Annotated in this window: 15 protein-coding genes; 13 read left to right on the top strand and 2 right to left on the bottom strand. The window is 41.8% G+C overall.

The window, feature by feature from the left end; genetic code table 11:
- The first annotated feature begins 4 nt into the window (after positions 1 to 4).
- The gene (locus L1286_RS06520) at positions 5 to 1,069 is read left to right on the top strand and encodes a lipocalin-like domain-containing protein (RefSeq protein ID WP_235406101.1); all 1,065 of its coding nucleotides are present in this window, start codon (positions 5 to 7) and stop codon (positions 1,067 to 1,069) included.
- Positions 1,070 to 1,196: 127 nt separating this feature from the next.
- Positions 1,197 to 1,532, top strand: coding sequence for a zinc ribbon domain-containing protein YjdM (locus tag L1286_RS06515; protein ID WP_063375044.1), 336 nt, complete (start codon positions 1,197 to 1,199; stop codon positions 1,530 to 1,532).
- 44 nt (positions 1,533 to 1,576) lie between these two features.
- Here the strand turns inward: L1286_RS06515 and L1286_RS06510 are convergent, their stop codons facing one another.
- Positions 1,577 to 3,274 carry a two-component system response regulator gene (locus L1286_RS06510; RefSeq protein ID WP_235406100.1) on the bottom strand — a complete coding sequence of 566 codons (1,698 nt, stop codon included), beginning with the start codon at positions 3,272 to 3,274 and terminating at the stop codon, positions 1,577 to 1,579.
- Between the two features lie 168 nt (positions 3,275 to 3,442).
- Between L1286_RS06510 and L1286_RS06505 the strand changes: the two genes are divergently transcribed.
- Genes L1286_RS06505 through L1286_RS06480 form a run of 6 tightly spaced genes read left to right on the top strand, consistent with a single transcriptional unit; the run spans position 3,443 to position 9,845 of the window.
- Positions 3,443 to 5,425: a sensor histidine kinase gene (locus tag L1286_RS06505; RefSeq protein ID WP_235406099.1), complete on the top strand. Its 1,983-nt coding sequence runs from the start codon at positions 3,443 to 3,445 to the stop codon at positions 5,423 to 5,425.
- Positions 5,412 to 5,846 carry a response regulator gene (locus L1286_RS06500; RefSeq protein WP_235406098.1) on the top strand — a complete coding sequence of 145 codons (435 nt, stop codon included), beginning with the start codon at positions 5,412 to 5,414 and terminating at the stop codon, positions 5,844 to 5,846. The genes L1286_RS06505 and L1286_RS06500 overlap by 14 nt, the downstream gene beginning before the upstream one ends.
- A gap of 2 nt (positions 5,847 to 5,848) precedes the next feature.
- Entirely contained in the window at positions 5,849 to 6,922 is a 1,074-nt protein-coding gene (locus L1286_RS06495; protein ID WP_235406097.1) for a response regulator, read from the top strand.
- Between the two features lie 51 nt (positions 6,923 to 6,973).
- Complete coding sequence (locus L1286_RS06490) at positions 6,974 to 7,963, top strand: ABC transporter substrate-binding protein (RefSeq protein ID WP_235406096.1); 990 nt, start codon at positions 6,974 to 6,976, stop codon at positions 7,961 to 7,963.
- Between the two features lie 11 nt (positions 7,964 to 7,974).
- Complete coding sequence (locus tag L1286_RS06485) at positions 7,975 to 9,411, top strand: sensor histidine kinase (RefSeq protein ID WP_235406095.1); 1,437 nt, start codon at positions 7,975 to 7,977, stop codon at positions 9,409 to 9,411.
- A gap of 5 nt (positions 9,412 to 9,416) precedes the next feature.
- A complete protein-coding gene (locus L1286_RS06480) occupies positions 9,417 to 9,845 on the top strand; it encodes a response regulator (RefSeq protein ID WP_235406094.1) in 429 nt (142 codons plus the stop codon).
- Positions 9,846 to 9,883: 38 nt separating this feature from the next.
- Here the strand turns inward: L1286_RS06480 and L1286_RS06475 are convergent, their stop codons facing one another.
- Entirely contained in the window at positions 9,884 to 11,656 is a 1,773-nt protein-coding gene (locus L1286_RS06475; RefSeq protein WP_235406093.1) for a two-component system response regulator, read from the bottom strand.
- Between the two features lie 287 nt (positions 11,657 to 11,943).
- Here L1286_RS06475 and L1286_RS06470 point away from each other — a divergent pair, with 287 nt between their 5' ends.
- The 5 genes from L1286_RS06470 to creD all read left to right on the top strand — a co-directional run bounded on the left by L1286_RS06470 (position 11,944) and on the right by creD (position 16,700).
- A complete protein-coding gene (locus L1286_RS06470) occupies positions 11,944 to 12,564 on the top strand; it encodes a LysE family translocator (RefSeq protein ID WP_235406092.1) in 621 nt (206 codons plus the stop codon).
- The gene (locus L1286_RS06465; protein WP_235406091.1) at positions 12,561 to 13,034 is read left to right on the top strand and encodes a macro domain-containing protein; all 474 of its coding nucleotides are present in this window, start codon (positions 12,561 to 12,563) and stop codon (positions 13,032 to 13,034) included. Before L1286_RS06470 ends, L1286_RS06465 begins: the two co-directional genes overlap by 4 nt.
- Positions 13,035 to 13,191: 157 nt before the next feature.
- Positions 13,192 to 13,860: a response regulator gene (locus L1286_RS06460; protein WP_235406090.1), complete on the top strand. Its 669-nt coding sequence runs from the start codon at positions 13,192 to 13,194 to the stop codon at positions 13,858 to 13,860.
- A 3-nt stretch (positions 13,861 to 13,863) separates the two neighbouring features.
- A complete protein-coding gene (creC, locus tag L1286_RS06455; protein ID WP_235406089.1) occupies positions 13,864 to 15,306 on the top strand; it encodes a two-component system sensor histidine kinase CreC in 1,443 nt (480 codons plus the stop codon).
- Positions 15,307 to 15,374: 68 nt separating this feature from the next.
- The gene (creD, locus tag L1286_RS06450) at positions 15,375 to 16,700 is read left to right on the top strand and encodes a cell envelope integrity protein CreD (RefSeq protein WP_235406088.1); all 1,326 of its coding nucleotides are present in this window, start codon (positions 15,375 to 15,377) and stop codon (positions 16,698 to 16,700) included.
- The last annotated feature ends 87 nt before the right edge of the window (positions 16,701 to 16,787 follow it).

Raw genomic sequence — 16,787 nt, 5'->3', positions numbered from 1 at the left:
TCGTATGAAAAGTTTTGCTCTATGTATAATCAGTGCCGTTTTACTCGTCCTAGGGTGCAGTGAACAATCGTCTTCTACGAAGTCTCAGTTCTCTTTCTCTCAACAGATTGGTGATGATGTTGAGCCTGACACGCAACTGACTTTTCCACAGGATCATGGCATACATCCGTCGCAAGGGATTGAGTGGTGGTATATCACAGCAAATCTCGAAAGTGAGTCTAAACAACAGTTTGGAGCGCAGTGGACGCTCTTTCGTGTGAGTACACCAAACCTGGCAAGCAATCACGATAGCATATGGTGGGACGGGCAGTTTTATTTTGCCCATTTTGCATTGCAAACCAATGAAAGCCATGTTGCGTTTGAACGAACTGGACGTGCTGGTTCAGTCAAAGTCAATGCTGCGCCATTTACTGCGCAAATTAAAGATTGGCATTTATCCAGCATTGACGATGCCTATTTACCACTGCGCTTACAAGCCAGTGAATCGGGTTATCGTGTGGATCTAGTACTCGATAATAGCCCAAGGGTATTGCATGGAAAGTCAGGTTATAGCCAAAAAACACAGGATGGTCATGCGTCTATGTATTATAGCTATCCGTTTTTGCAAGCCCGTGGTCGAGTTGAATTCGCAGGGGAAACCCATCAAGTGACAGGGCGCGCTTGGCTTGATAGAGAGTGGTCGTCAGCATTTATTAACCCTAATCAAATGGGGTGGGATTGGTTTAGCCTACAGGCTAAAGATACATCAGAAGGGGGCTTGATGGCGTTTTGTATTCGGGGAGCCGGCCAGAATTATGAATACTGTAGTGCAACATCAATTAGTCCAGATGGGCAAAGTAACGCATACGATAATGAACAAGTATCACTCAAAGTACTTGAACGCATTACGCTAGAAGGAAAAGATTACCCCAGAGCATGGCAACTAAACATAGACGGTTTCACACCTATCGAGATACAAAGTATTAACCCCGATTCGCGCAATAACCTTAGCATTCCATATTGGGAAGGCCGAGTTCAGAGTCGTGGCGGTTTTGATGCGCTAGGGTATGGTGAGCTAGTTGGATACTAAATTGATAAAAAGCGGCATTAAACTGTTTCTAAAATAGAAAAACAAAAGAAAATAAAGATTTCTGCTCGCGCATAGCGGGCTTAAGGATTATTATGCGCGACAAAGAAACTTATATAGGCAGTAAAGTATGTCTTGTCCTCCTTGCCCCAAATGTAGCTCTGAATATGTATATCAAGATCAAAATCAATTGATCTGCCCTGAATGTGCTTACGAATGGGATCCGTCAGCAGTAGAAGAAGACGACACGCCACAAGTAAAAGATGCAAATGGCACTTTGTTAGTCGATGGTGACAAAGTGACGGTTGTTAAAGACTTAAAAATTAAAGGCAGCTCGCAGGTTATTAAAATTGGTACGAAAGCGCTTGTAAGACGTGTTCTCGATAAAAAAGATCACGAACTAGACTGCAAAGTAGATGGTGTTGGCGAAATGATGGTTACTGCTAAGTTTGTGAAAAAAGCTTAAGTGATGTAACGATATAGAGGAGTGGGCGGGTCTGCTCCACTCTTTTATATTTTGCTTAGGGTTGCCTTAAGATCAGAAAATGACAAAGGCTTAGAAAAGTAATACCCCTGTAAACAAGATACCTTGGCTTGCTTACATAGCGTTGCATGGGCTTCAAACTCTACCCCTTCCGCAACCGTTTCAATCGATAAACTGTGTAACATACTCGCCAACCCTATCAGCATTATTTTGGCTTTTTCATCTTGTAATGTTCTTTCTATTAAACTTTTATCAAACTTCACAATGTCGATTGGGTAATTTAAAAGATGAGAAATAGAAGAAAAGCCCGTGCCAAAGTCATCAAGCGCAATTTTACATCCTTTTGACTTTATTGACCTCAGTGTCTCCATGGTTGACTCACTGTTTTCAAGCAAGGCGGTTTCGGTCACTTCAATGATCACTTTAGTCAAATCAACCTTGTAGTGTTTTGCTTGCTGCTGTAAAAAAGTAGGCAAGTTTAAGTCATGAATTTGCAAAGGAGATAAGTTGATAGCAAGTTCAATTGATTGGCTAAAGTCACTGTGACAAAGTTCGGCATATTGGCAGAGTGCTTTTTGGATAATAAGGCGGCCGAAAGCTTCTATGAGTCGAGTTTTTTCAGAAGTGTGTATGTATTCTGCGGGGCTTGCGCCCGATGCCTTAACTGGCAGCCTAACAAGTGCTTCTAGCGATTTTACGGTATTGCTTGTACTGGTTAAAATGGGTTGATAATACACCTCAAATTCATTGGTTTTAATGGCTTCTCTAAGTTCTCTTTCAATCTGGAATAGCTTAAAAAATTCCCGTTCAAGTGATTCATCATAAAAACAAATTTGATTCTTTCCCCCATTTTTAGCTTTATACATGGCGATGTCAGCTTGTTTAAGGAGATCTTCTGTGGTTGTTTTAGACGCGCTGAGCGTAATGCCAATGCTTGCTGTACTGTGGATCTCATGTTGGGAGAACACAAAAGGCGCCTCAAAACTTGATAACACACGCTCAGCGATACAAAGCGCAGCATCTGCATCACGGACACCCGAAAACATAAAAGCAAATTCGTCACCACCTAGGCGCGCGAATAGCGGACTTTCACGAAAAGCATACCGTACTCTGTTCGCAAGCTCTTGTAAAACAGCATCGCCAGCAGAGTGACCGAGGCTGTCATTGATCATCTTGAAGCCGTCGATATCAAGCAGCATGACAACGACATAGCCCTCTAAACTACGCATATTAACTAGCAGAGAGTTGAGTGCGGTTTCAAAATAACTACGATTAAATAACCCTGTAAGCGGATCCCGTTCAGCCAGTTGTTTAACTTGTTGATAGCTCTTTGAGAGCTTGTTTTCGAGTTCAATTCTTTTTTGTGATTGTTTTATACACCTAAGTAGCTGAGTGGCGGTCACTTCATCTTTGAGCAACAGGTCTTGCGCGCCTGCATTTATACAGTTGATCAGCAGCTCTTCATCTTTGTTGTTGGTCAGCATAATAATGGCAGAACATTCACACATTTTTTGTGACTTCAATTCAACCAGCACTTGCAAACCATTACGTCTAGGCATTTGATAGTCTAAGAGAATAACGTCGTATTGGGCTGCTTGAATAGCACTCAAGCCATCTTCTGCACTGTTGACTTCCTTGAGATCAAACTTTTGCAAAGAGCAATTTAGTGCTTCTTTGACAAGTTCACGGTCTATTTTCTGATCGTCGACCAGTAAAATATTCATTGCTGTTGCTCCTTATTCCTAAAATACGCCCAAACGATGCAGACGAATACAGCAATCTGATACGAAAAGACTAGTTCAAACTGGTGCAATGAGCTAGCCAACTGGGCAATTAGTTACTAACTTTGTATGAGCGTTTAGATGCTTACCTAGCTAGCTAAGGATAATTAGTTGATAAATAATATTGGAAACTCTTCACAGCGCTTGAAGTTAGCGGTGGCCGTGGTTTTATCAGGTGTGATCATCAGCGTGTTTGTTTCGGTCCATATTTGGTCGCTTTCAATTGAGCAGCACAACCTATTAATTAAACTTACGTCGGTTGCAAAGTCTGAACTTATTGAGCATCACTTTGTCAGCTCCATGCCGGCAATCATCAATGCGCTGGAACGCATGAGAAACCGTTGGATTGCGCGTCAAGGGCCGCCTTTTTCAGAGTGGCAACTGGATGCACAAGACTATGTCAACGATCATGCGGGTTTAAGGGCTGTAGAATGGGTGAATAAGGACTATGTTGTTAAATGGGTTGTGCCACTTAAAGGCAACGAATCAGCGGTCGACTTAGACTTGACCTTTGAGGCCAATCGTAAACAAGCGCTAGATCAAGCTAGAGATTTAAAAACGTATACTCTGTCTAAACCGGTTCAGCTAGTACAAGGCGGGAAAGGGTTTTTAGCCTATTTCCCAATCTTTGTTGGGCGTGAATTTGAAGGCTTTATTCTTGGTGTTTTTGATGTGTCTCTATTGGTAGACAGCTTATTACCACACAAGTTTATTGAAGATCACAATATTGAAATCTTGTCAGGTAATGAAGTGATGTACAGCAAAAAAGAAGCTGAACTTACTTATGATGACAAAACAGGGCATACCCATTCGTTTTCACTGTATGGTGTACAGTGGGATATTGCAGTGTGGCCAAGGAAAATAACAGGAGTGACTGAAGAGTCTAGCATCCACTATGTTGCGCTTGTTAATGGTGTGCTGATCTCTTTATTGGCGGGTGTTGCATTGTTTTACCTCCTTAAGTCCCTCATTTCAGAATCTATCATTCGCGCTAAGGATGCAGAGCACAAAGCGACACTCGAAAATGCCATTGACGGGATCATCACTTTAGATAGCCGCGGAGTGATTCGAAGTGTGAACGGGACGGCAGAGCATATATTCGCTCGTCAAAGAGGGGACTTGATTGGCCAAAAGCTGAGCATACTACTTGCTGAGCCATTTAGGACGGAGTATGCACAGTGTGTGTGGGATAAGGAGAGGCTGAATGAGGGATGTGTTGAGATTGGCAAAGTACAGAGGGTTGCCGGAGTGCTCAAAAATGGTCATGTGTTTCCATTGGACTTAGGGATCACTACATTTGAAATACACAAAGCGCAGTTATTTTGCTGCGTCGTGAAAGATGTGTCAGCGGCGGTGAAGCTCGCACAAGAAAAAGAAAAATTAATTCAGCAGCTCTCAAAATCAAATGAAGAGCTGGACAACTTTGCCTACATCGCTTCCCATGATTTAAAGGAGCCGCTGCGGGCAATTCAAAATCATGCGTGCTTTTTAAAGGAGGACTATGAATCGATCTTGGGCAGTGATGGCGTGTATAAATTGGATAGGTTGGTCTATTTGGGGGCAAAAATGGAGCGCTTGATATCTGACTTAATGTACTACTCAAGGCTGGGACGTGAGGAGCCGGATATGGCGCGGTTTAATATGGTGTCCGCTGTTAAAAGTACTAAAAGTAGGCTGTCAGAATCGTTAGAAGAGCACAACGCAGAGGTTACTGTTTCAGGTGATTTTCCAGCAGTTTATGGAAATCGAACTAGAATTGAAGAGCTGTTATACAACTTAATCATTAATGGCTATAAATATAACTTATCAGATAAAAAAATTATCAACATACGGTTTGATGAAAACCTCAAAGCGTGTTGTGTTGAAGACAATGGTATTGGGATTGATGCACAGTTTGGAGATGAGGTTTTTAAAATATTCAAACGGCTGAATAGTCCCAAAAAATTTGGGGAAGGCTCAGGTGCTGGATTGACGATCGCACAAAAGATCGTTGAGCGACACGGTGGTCGTATATGGTATGAATCGGAGCTAGGAAATGGAACGCGCTTTTACTTTACGTTAAAGGACGATAATCAGAACAATGAAGGACAGTAAACTTATTCTAATCGTTGAAGACAGTGATGATGATTTTTATGCCACATTGCGTGCTTTTAAAAGAGATGGCAATTTATCTAATCCTCTGCACCGTTGCGAAGATGGCCAAGATGCGTTGGATTATTTAAATACGCCCTGGTCTGATGAACATTTGAAACCCGCGATCATCTTACTGGATCTGAATTTACCCGGTTTGGATGGTAGGCGCGTGTTAAAAAAAATAAAGCAGGATAAGCGCTTGTGCAATATTCCCGTGGTCGTTTTAACGACCTCAAATGATGAAAAAGACATAGAAGAGTGTTATGACTTAGGCGCAAACACCTATATCCAAAAGCCTGTGAAACTTGATTCTTTGTTTGAGGCGATACAAAAGCTTAAAGATTACTGGTTTCAAATTGCGATTTTACCTAAAGGTGACTAGCGATGGATGCCAAAACACTTTTATTGATTGATGACTGTGAAGATGATCGGTACTTAATCAAACGTTTAATTAGAGAACATTGCCCGAAATGGTGTGTTCAAGAGGCTGAATCGGGTGAGTATGGGCTGCGAATTCTGCACGAGATGAAAATAGACGCCATCTTGTTAGATTATTCACTGCCAGGATCAGATGGGTTATATACATTGCCTCAGATCAAGCAATCTCACCCTTTTACTCCCGTTGTCATGTTGACTGGGCAGGGCAACGAAAAGGTGGCCGTTGAATCGATTAAAAAAGGGGCGTCAGATTATATCAGCAAAGGTGGGTTGACCCATTTTGCTTTGATAAGGGCGGTGAATAATGCGATTGACTCGACGCAGTTACAGCAGAAAATCGAAGAGCAAAACAAAGAGCTGACAAAATTTGCCCATGTGTTGGCGCACGACCTAAAACAGCCCGCAAATGCGATTGTTAAAATGGGGCAGGTGATAACAAACCAGTTTGCCAAGGACATACCGCAAGCGGCATTGAACAAGCTCAAATTACTTACTGAGTCGTCGTTGCAAATGTACCAACTTATTGATGCGTTAGTTTCTTACACTCAACTAGACTTGCAGTCGGAGCACTTAATAGAAAGTACTGATGTGGCGAACTGTGTTGAATTGGCCCTCACTCATCTTGCCACTGAAGTAAACCAACATAATGCGGTCGTGAGATTTGATTCTCTACCTACTATTAATGCCATTCCTTGCTTTATTGTGCAGTTATTTCAGATCCTCATTGAAAACTCATTAAAGTACTGTGAAAAACAACCAGATTTAACCATTTACCATCAAAGTGATGAAACTCATTGGCATTTTTCTATTCAAGACAATGGCATTGGTATTGCGGAAGAATTTCGTGAAAAGGCTTTTGATCCTCTGTTTAGGTTGCATAGTTCAGATACCTATCAAGGCAGTGGATTAGGGCTAGCTACTGCGAAGAGAATTATTAGTAAACACAGCGGTACTATTTACTTCGCTGACAGCGAAAACGAGGGAAGTAAGCTCAATTTTACCATTAAGAAATGCCTATAAAGCCGAGAAAGTGGGGTGATAGGCCTCAAATCTATCTATTGGGGGAGTAGCATGAAATCAGTGATTTATTGTTTGTATTTATTTGTATTTTTAACATGCTCGTTGGCAAATGCAAAGAGTAAGAAAGTGCTCATAGTTGAAACATTGCCGGTACCAATCGTTACCATTCATACCCAATACATTTCGGCTGAATTAAATCGCTTAAACATGGACATTGATATAGAGGTATATAATGGGAATGGTCAGAGCGAAAGAATAGCCAACCATATAGCGAAAAAGCTAAATTGTAATTGTGTAGATCTCATAATCACCAACGGTACTTTGGCATCCAAGATTGGCAAGCGTGTCCTTAAAGGAAAGCGTATCCCGATGGTCTTTGTAACCGTTGCTGATCCACATGGCGCTGGTTTGGTTTCTGGCAACAACAGTCCGGACTTAGACTTTATTACTGGGTCAATCTACTCGGTAAAAAGAGGCACTAAATTCGAAATTGCAAATCAGTTATTGAAAGGCAAACAGACAGGCATTGGCATTGTTGCAACAACATACCCGTCGGCACAGACAGATATTGCCAAACTTGAGTCAATCTCTGATAAGTATAAAAATATAAACCTTATAAAAAGGTTGGTTGAATATAAAGACAGCAATGATGTTGAGCTTACGGAAACTTACCTGCAAGCAAATGAAGCCGTAGCAGCTATTCAATCTGAGGTGGATTTTTATTGGTCAGTGAATGGCCCATTTAGTGAAAAACAAAGCTTTGTGCCTGAAATTTCCAAGATGAAGCCCGTATTGTACGGCGCAAATGTCCAATCCGTAATGCAAGGCGCACTTTTCACGGTCATCCCCGATGTACAAAGCACAGGAGAACAAATCGCACATATTGTGAACGACATATTATCAGGCGTGAGCCCGCATAGTATAGCCGTAAAACCAGCACCACGCAGTACGGTCGCATTCAATATAAAAACAGCCAATCAGCTAGGGATCGTGATTCCATACGATTTACTGAGCATTGCTGGCGATAATATTTTTCAATGAGCTTGGTTTCAATGAAACTTAGGGACTTATTGTTCATTACATCATTTCCGCTGGTGGTGATCGGTCCGATATTGGTGGGTGTGATCTCATACCAATTTTTAAAGGAAAGTACCTTTGATAAGCTTCAGGTTGTAAACGCTATTCATACAGAAGACTTTGTCGAATTACATATCACGGCACGGCATGACATCTTAGTGAAAAACAAGATGGATGGCCTGAAAAATTACGTTAAGGCCTACAAAGATGAAGTGGTTGTAGAGATTCAATCAGAGGATGAGTCTTATGAGGGCAGTTTTGTTGTTGTCGACAACCAAGGGGATCACTTTTTTTATAATCGGGAGTATTTTGTTGGTGTGACGGACTCGGAACTGGGCATGAGCTTGGCTGGATTAAAACAGGGAACCAGAATAATAGAGTTGAAAGGTAAAAAATACGTTTTCTCAAAGCTGCAGTTTTTGCCCTGGAAATGGGATATCTACGGTTTGTATCCCATTGAAGAAACCAGTGAACTATTAAAAGAAGTCGCGTTTGCCGTGTTTCTTGTGTGTGGTTTGATTTTGGTGGCGTTATTCACGGTGACGTCCCTGATGTATAGATACTTTGTCATTAAACCTTTGAGTGAAATAAATTCTTTTTCAGAGCGACTATCTAACTTGGCGCTTGATGGAAGGTTGCGAATTAAGTCACCAGAAGAGTTTCGGGCACTGAGCAAACATCTAGATAGAATGCGGGTGAGCTTAACTGAAAATATCGGAAAAATTGAAAAAGCGAATGAAGAATTGAGCCAATTTTCTTATCGCACATCCCATGACTTAAAGTCGCCCTTAACGGCTTCTAAAAAGCTAACTGAGTATATTTTACAAGATATCGATAGCGGTGATATTGAAGAGGCAAAAAGCAGTGTCAAACGCGTTCAATCGCAGGTAACTAAACTAGAAAGTCTCGTCGATGATGTTTTGTCGCTTACTAAAATAGACTTAATTACAGAAAACGAAATTGAGTTCGACCTTAATGCACTCATTGATGATATTGTCGATAAACGCAAGACTTTTTTTGAAGACGATTGCTGTGTATTTTCGGCTAGTGTTGAGCTAGCTGATCCCATCATAAGTGGGCATAAAATTAGATATCAACAAATAATAGAGAACTTGGTATCTAATGGGTTTAAATACCAAGATGAACAGAAAGAAAATCCCTATGTTAAATTACATGTTGCTTGTGTAGGTGACCTATTGTCTATCATTGTTGAAGACAATGGTGTTGGTATTCCAGACAAGTATCATAATGAAATATATCAGATGTTTAAGCGGTTTCACCCGAGCTTGGCGTCTGGTTCTGGGTTAGGTCTTGCGATAGTTAAAAAACATGTTGAGAAAATGCAAGGTAGCATTCATTTCTCATCGTCACCGCAAGGTACCATTTTTCAAGTAGATATTAAAAGGAACTAAAATCCATGAACCCTATTTCGATTTTGATTGTGGATGATAGCGAAGATGATCGGTACATCCTAACGAGGCAACTTAAAGACACTCACATCCCTATTAGCCATATATTCGAATGCAGTGAAGGGGCTTCGGCGTTAAATTTTTTTTCGGACCACGCAAAAAATGTTGTATGTTATTCGACAAGCTACCCACCCACCTTTGTGTTTTTAGATATCAATATGCCGCTTATGGACGGTTTTGAATTTTTGGAGGAGTTTAAAAAAATACAGGCTGAAAAGGGATTAGCCCCGATTGTGATTATGTTCAGTAGCTCTGACAAAAAAGAGGATGTTGACAGAGCGACCAGTTTTTCATGTGTGAAAGCCTACCTAGTGAAAGGAAAATATGACTTAGAACAGCTCAAAAACGTAATGTCGATATCAAGGAACAGTAACTAGGGGTTATGCATGTGCCTTTAGCCCTTTGATGACACATTCTAGGTGTCTTTGTTATTGTTGTTTGAGCCGTCATGTACCAGGGTAAGGCGGCTTGCTTTGGATTCATCTTTTAGGATATTTTTCACTTTATCAACGCTCATGGGTTGATAAAATAGGAAGCCTTGCTGTTGTGTTATACCCATGTCATTGCAAGCTTGGGCCTGCATGGTGGTTTCTACCCCCTCACCAACTACTGTGATGTTGAGTTTTTCGAGCATATAAGAGAGTCCTTGAAGCATGTCATGGTGTTTGGAGTCTCGTTGAGCGATATTTTGCACAATCGAACTGTCTATTTTTACGATGTCAAAGGGGTATTGTAAAAGATGAGAAATTGAAGATAATCCGGTGCCAAAATCATCGAGTGCTAACCCAACCCCCATCTCAGACAAGGCGAGAAGTGTATCATTGATGGATTGATCATTTTGTAATAGCGCGGCTTCTGTGATTTCTAACACCAACACATCTGGAGCAACTGCGGCTGTCTCAAGGGCACGTTGAACCGTATTGGCAAAGTCATTGTCGCAAAGCTGGCATTGAGAAACATTGACCGACAATCTAAATTGATAGTGGTCATTAGATAACATCTCCTTAAATTGATAGAGTGCATGCTCCAGCACCCATTGACCAATTGTTTGGATCAAACCGGCTTCTTCAGCGATGGGAATAAACTCTTCAGGTAGTTGGGTGGTATTAGCCATTGGCCAACGTATTAACGCTTCAATAATGGTGATGGTATCTGATTGGCTCTCAATAACAGGATGATAACTGAGCTCGAAATGCTGGCTTTGTGTCGCCATCTTTAACTCAGATTCTATTTGATATTTGAGTAAAAAAGCCTCTTGCATGTTGTCTTGAAAAATACAAATTTTATCGCTGATGCCATTTTTTGCACGATACATGGCAATGTCAGCGAGCTTCATGAGCTCTTTACGGTTTTCAGAATTGATAGGGGCTATGGCAATGCCAATGCTGCCTGAGCAGTGAACTGCGTGGCCATCAATGTCAAAGGGGACATAAAAGGTATCCAGTACACGTTGTGCGATGGCCTTGATTTGCCTGATCGAGGTGAGTTCTCCACAAGCAAAAGCAAACTCATCCCCCCCTAGGCGTGCCAGCAGTTCATTTTCTCTGAGAACTTCTTTTATTCTGTCAGCGACGGCAATTAAAAGCTGATCGCCCACTTCATGGCCAAAGTTATCGTTGATGTGCTTGAATTTGTCGAGATCTAGCATCATAACGGCGACAATCTCACGTTTTCTTCGTTGTCTTGCGAGCAGTAACCTATTTAGCATTTCATCAAAGTGAAAGCGATTGTGTAGGCCCGTTAGGGGGTCTTTCTCTGCGAGCTGTTTGACCTGTCGATAGCTGTCGTACAGTTGCTGTTCTAATTCGTGCCGCTTTCGAGCTTGTAGAATGGAGCGAGTGAGTTGAGTGCTCGTGACTTCTTGCTTGAGTAAAAAGTCTTGTGCACCTGCGTTAATGCAATCCAGTACGAGTGATTCGTTGTACAAGTTGCTGATCATGACGATTGCGGTATGTTTTAACTGGGGTTGGCTTCGGAGTTTAACAATGGCTTCTACACCGTTGATTTGAGGCATATTGTAATCCATTAAGATCACATCAAAATGCATCTGATCAAGATAAATGTAGGCATCGTCAGCGCTGTCTGCTTCGACAATGTCATAATTATTTTGCTCTTTAGACAGGGTTCTTATGATTGTTTTTCTGTCTATTACATCATCGTCAACGACGAGTAACTTGGTGTAAGTCATGTGATCCTTTTCCCATAGATACGATGGCTGTGATACTGCTAAGGGTTTCCTAAAATGCTACATTTTTCATAGTTTAGTTGGGTATACAGCATAACTTTAGTCTAAAAGCCTTAAATGAAAAGTTACGACAGCTGACAAGCCGCAATATTGTTGAGTTTATTGGCTCGTCTACGGATATTGGAATGCGGTTTGCCAATGGACTAAATATGTGTACCTTAGAAAGGTGAGTATGCGTGCTGACCGAAATTACACGACAATGCAATGAAAGAAAGGAAACGGAGGAGAATATGGAATACATGCTTGCAGTCATTTTATTTGCCATTTCAACATCGATTACCCCAGGGCCAAACAACATTATGGTGATGACCTCTGCACTTAACTTTGGAGTAAAAAAAACCTTACCGCTACTTGTGGGGATCTGTGCTGGTTTTAGTGTGATGTTATTGGTCATTGGCTTTGGTTTTGGTCAAGTATTTACGGTTTATCCAAATTTACATCTCATCATTAAATGTGTGGGGGTTGCTTATTTACTCTATTTAGCCTGGGTGATCGCGAAGTCGGCAAGTGCACCGATTGAGACTGATAAAGTTAAGCCGCTTACGTTTATCAACGGCGCTTTATTTCAGTGGGTTAATGCCAAAGCATGGGTGGTGGCGACGGGGGCGATAGCCGCTTTTACCAGCATAGGTGACGGGTATTATACCCAAAACGTGACTATCGCATTGGTCTTCTTTGTTGCATCATTTCCTTGTGTCGGCACTTGGTTGATGTGTGGTTCAGCGTTAAAACGCGTGTTAACTAAACATAGATACAGAACGTTGTTTAATTATGGGATGGCCATGCTGTTGGTGTTATCTGTTTTGCCAGTGGTGTTAGAAATTGTTGAACAAGTACAGGTAGAAAAATGATGGGCGTAAATGTCGTTGTCGTGCAGGGGGATATTTTGGAGCAACAGGTTGATGCCATTGTAAATAGCTGGAATCGCAACGTCATACCTTGGTGGTTGTTGTTACCTCAGGGGGTCTCCGGGGCGATTAAACGTCGTGCAGGTACCGAGCCATTTAAAGAAGTAGCGAAATATGGGCCAATTCCCTTAGGTGAGGCGCGCCTAACTTCTGCGGGGTCATTGAATTATCAGGGCATCATTCACGTCGCGGGCATTAATTTGTGCTGGTATGCCACTGATTACTCTGTGAGACAGTCGACCATAAATGCGATCAAATTAGCAGAGGCGTGCGGTTTTAAGACCTTGGCAATGCCTTTAATTGGTGCAGGCTCGGGCAACCGCTCTGCAAAGTGGTCTTTAGCATGCATGCTGAATGCGTTAGAGTCCATTGAAAGCCATGTACAAGTCACTATTGTAAAATTTTCACCATGAAGTGCATGACAAAGCTAAAGCAATTTATCATGCTAAGCTGTTATTTATTAGTGGCTTTTTAGCCAATCGATTATACTTGTGCTGCATTAAAGTAAGTATATCTGGCTTAATTAACTCACATCAAAGGGTAAGGCCAGTTTGTAGTTGGGGAAATAACGTGAATATTGTCATCATAGAGGATGAGTCAGCGATTGCTGATACGCTCATTCATGTACTGGAAATGGATGGTTTTCAAGCTCATTGGTTTAATACCGCTGGTGAGGGGTTGGCACATTTAAAAACAACGCCGGCAGATTTACTCATACTCGACGTGGGGTTACCGGATGGGAATGGGTTTGAACTGTGCAAGCAAATAAGAGGCTTTTCGGATATTCCTATCATTTTCCTAACCGCGCGAGCAGATGAAATAGATCGGGTGGTCGGGCTTGAAATAGGTGCTGATGATTATGTTACAAAACCCTTTAGCCCCAGAGAGTTGCTGGCAAGAGTAAAACTGCGATTGAAATCGATGCGTCGACAAGTCGAATCAAGTGTAGGACAAACAGCCAAAGACTTGAGAGCTGAAAACTATGACTACTTTAGCGGCTCCATGGCTTTGGGCTTGACGGCATTAGAGTTTAGATTATTAGATGCGTTGCTGAAATCGTCCCCTAGGGTGCTGAGCCGATTGCAACTTATGGACTTTTCTAATATGCCTAGTGAAGAAGCGTATGAGCGCAATGTTGACTCTCACATAAAGTCTATTCGCAGCAAGCTGCAAAAGGTTGAGTTGGCTGAGAGTCTAAAAACCAAACGGGGTTTTGGTTACTATTTTGAAAAGGAATAGATTGTGAACCGATGGCCCAAAATCCCACTTGGATTACGACTGTTTTTGTTGTACTTCGTCATTGTCATTATGACAACGTACTTTGTTAGTTCGACACTGCTCAAAGAAATTAAACCCACAGTGCGTCAAACGACAGAAGAAACGTTGGTCGATATGGCTAACTTGTTAGCTGTATTGGTGGCTGAAGAGCTGGCAAATGGAACTTTGGAAACAAGCCAAATTTCGACACTGCTACAGCAGTTTGGCAACCGAAGTGTTGATGCTGCAATTTGGGGAGTTGATAAAAAGACGATGTCCCATCGAATTTATGTCACGGATGCCAATGGTATTGTGGTAGCCGATTCATGGCAAAAAGACATTGGTAGTGACTTTTCGCGCTGGAATGATGTTTACCTCACTCTGCAGGGGGAGTATGGTGCGCGTTCTACAGCGACAGACCCAAATGATCCGCTGTCAACCGTCATGCATGTGGCGGCCCCCGTCATTTTCAACAATAAGACCATTGGCAGCTTAACCGTTGCCAAAGCAAATAGGTCAGTTCAACCATTCATTGAGCTTTCGCAGCAGCGCGTAGTTAACTGGCTTGCGATAATGAGTGTGTTGGTTTTGCTAGTTGGCGCGGTCATCGCGTGGCGAATTAATTCTGCACTTAGCAAACTGTCGTTGTATGCCTTTAAAATGGGGCGAGGTGAAAAGGCAAATAAACCAGTATTTAGAGTGTTTTATGAGTATGGTCAATTAAGCGATGCTCTGGCGGACATGCGCTCACAATTAGATGGCAAACAGTATGTTGAGTCTTATGTTGAAACTTTAACACATGAACTAAAGAGTCCGCTTTCAGGTATCAGAGGGGCCAGCGAATTATTACAGTTACCAATTGATAATAAAAAGAGAGCAAAATTTGCAGGCAACATTGAACGTGAATCAGAGCGCATGCAACTACTTATCGACAAGCTCTTAGAGCTGGCGCGATTAGAAAAGCTACCAGAGATTGAAAAACCGAAATCAATGCAAAGTCACGAATTGGTCGATTATGTGGCGACAGCGATGAGCATGAAAATAGAACAAAAATCTATTGATTATGCCCATTTATCTGAGTCTAGTTTTATGATTTGCGGTGATGAGTTTTTACTTCGACAGGCATTATTGAATGTCTTTGAGAATGCGATGGACTTTGTATTTGACGCAGGTAAAATCCGCGTATCAGTGGAGCAGTTGCAAACACATATTTGCTTCACGGTTTACAATGAAGGCCCTTTAATTCCGGATTATGCGCTAGGTCGTCTGACAGAGCGATTTTACTCGTTGCCGCGCGCAGCGGGGAATAAAAGCACGGGGCTTGGGCTAAATTTCGTTGAGCAAGTCGCCAAACTTCACTTTGGTTATTTAAACATTCAAAATTGCGAACATGGCGTTGAAGTTACACTCGCCATCAAGTCTCCATAAACTCTCCATATTAGCGCCATAGATTACCCAAACGGCCTTGCTAAAGTTTGGGCAAACCTAAGGAGTTTATGATGAACAATCAAAATAAAGAAAAAATTGGTGTTAAGTTTGCCACGCTGATCGGGCTAATTGTCGCTTTGATGATCCCGATGGTCATGATAGAAGATCTAATATCTGAACGCAGTGAAATGCAAAAGCAAGTTCAGCAGGAGATTGCCAAAAGTAGCAGCGCACAACAGCGCATTGTGGGTCCGTTTATTTACGTAGAATATGAACGAGAATTAGCGCGGGAGAATAGCGTTTCTCTTATCAAAGAAAATACCTTCCTACTACCAGATAAATTATTGATACATAGCGAACTAGACACATATGAAAAGTATCGTAGCATTTATAAAGCGACGCTGTACCATGCCAAAAATGCAATTTCTGGCGTTTTTAATATCTCAGATCTTCATACTTTAAAAGACCATCGTGTGATATCAGCAAGCCTCGTATTTGGGATCTCGGATATTCGGGGAATAGGGTTAGACTCAATGATTAAGGTTGCAGGTGAACAGGTAAAAATTTTACCTGGAACAGGCGTAAAAAGATTAAAAGAGGGGGTGCATGTACCGCTTGAAGTGACTTCTTTATTTGCATCATCAGTGCTATCTTTTTCAGCCGATTTACACTTACAAGGGATGGAAAAGTTAGCTATCTCGCCAGTGGGTAAAGAGACACGCGTTACAATGAATGCAAACTGGCCTCATCCAAGCTTTGTTGGTGCTTATTTACCACTCACTTCAGAAATCAACGATGCGGCGTTTAGTGCAAATTGGCAAGCGAGCTACTTTTCCACCAATATGCAAAGCACGTTTGAAAGTTGTATCTTACGCAGCGAGTGCAGTGATTTAACTGAACGGACCATTGGCGTTGCGTTAGTCGACCCTGTTGACCATTACTTAAAAAGTCACCGTGCTGTGAATTATGCATTGATGGTTATCCTCCTCGTGGTAGCCAGCTTCTTTTTATTAGAACTTATTAGGGACGAACCAATTCACCCCGTGCAATATGGGTTTGTTGGGCTAGCACTGGCGATATTCTATTTGTTGCTGATTTCTTTGAGTGAACATTTAGGCTTTGGATTGGCATATGTGATTTCGTCATTGGCAGCGACTGGATTACTAGGTTGGTATGTGAGTGGTGTTCTAAAAAACCGTGTGATTGGGGGGTACTTTTTTGTTGGTTTAATTATGCTTTACTCGTTGCTTTATGGCATGCTGGGCGCTGAAGATTATGCATTGCTGATGGGCAGCTTGATGTGCTTCATTGTTTTGTCACTGGTGATGATACTGACACGTCATATCAATTGGTATGGCAGTGCCAAGTCAATGAAAGTGGTAACCGATCAGTAAATCAATGATGGGTAACCCCCCTTTTTATTAAGTACAAAAAGTTAAAATAATGATTTAGATGCATTTAATTTAGCCAATCCATGTGGC

It is taken from the genome of Pseudoalteromonas sp. SMS1 (assembly GCF_021530565.1).
GTDB lineage: Bacteria > Pseudomonadota > Gammaproteobacteria > Enterobacterales > Alteromonadaceae > Pseudoalteromonas.
This window is presented reverse-complemented; position numbering and strand designations above follow the sequence as displayed.

Bases quoted from the DNA above. Each gene is read 5' to 3' on its own strand.
- L1286_RS06520 (WP_235406101.1), top strand. From the start codon at position 5: ATGAAAAGTTTTGCTCTATGTATAATCAGTGCCGTTTTACTCGTCCTA.
- L1286_RS06515 (WP_063375044.1), top strand. From the start codon at position 1,197: ATGTCTTGTCCTCCTTGCCCCAAATGTAGCTCTGAATATGTATATCAA.
- L1286_RS06510 (WP_235406100.1), bottom strand. From the start codon at position 3,274: ATGAATATTTTACTGGTCGACGATCAGAAAATAGACCGTGAACTTGTC.
- L1286_RS06500 (WP_235406098.1), top strand. From the start codon at position 5,412: ATGAAGGACAGTAAACTTATTCTAATCGTTGAAGACAGTGATGATGAT.
- L1286_RS06495 (WP_235406097.1), top strand. From the start codon at position 5,849: ATGGATGCCAAAACACTTTTATTGATTGATGACTGTGAAGATGATCGG.
- L1286_RS06490 (WP_235406096.1), top strand. From the start codon at position 6,974: ATGAAATCAGTGATTTATTGTTTGTATTTATTTGTATTTTTAACATGC.
- L1286_RS06485 (WP_235406095.1), top strand. From the start codon at position 7,975: ATGAAACTTAGGGACTTATTGTTCATTACATCATTTCCGCTGGTGGTG.
- L1286_RS06480 (WP_235406094.1), top strand. From the start codon at position 9,417: ATGAACCCTATTTCGATTTTGATTGTGGATGATAGCGAAGATGATCGG.
- L1286_RS06475 (WP_235406093.1), bottom strand. From the start codon at position 11,656: ATGACTTACACCAAGTTACTCGTCGTTGACGATGATGTAATAGACAGA.
- L1286_RS06470 (WP_235406092.1), top strand. From the start codon at position 11,944: ATGGAATACATGCTTGCAGTCATTTTATTTGCCATTTCAACATCGATT.
- L1286_RS06465 (WP_235406091.1), top strand. From the start codon at position 12,561: ATGATGGGCGTAAATGTCGTTGTCGTGCAGGGGGATATTTTGGAGCAA.
- creD (WP_235406088.1), top strand. From the start codon at position 15,375: ATGATGAACAATCAAAATAAAGAAAAAATTGGTGTTAAGTTTGCCACG.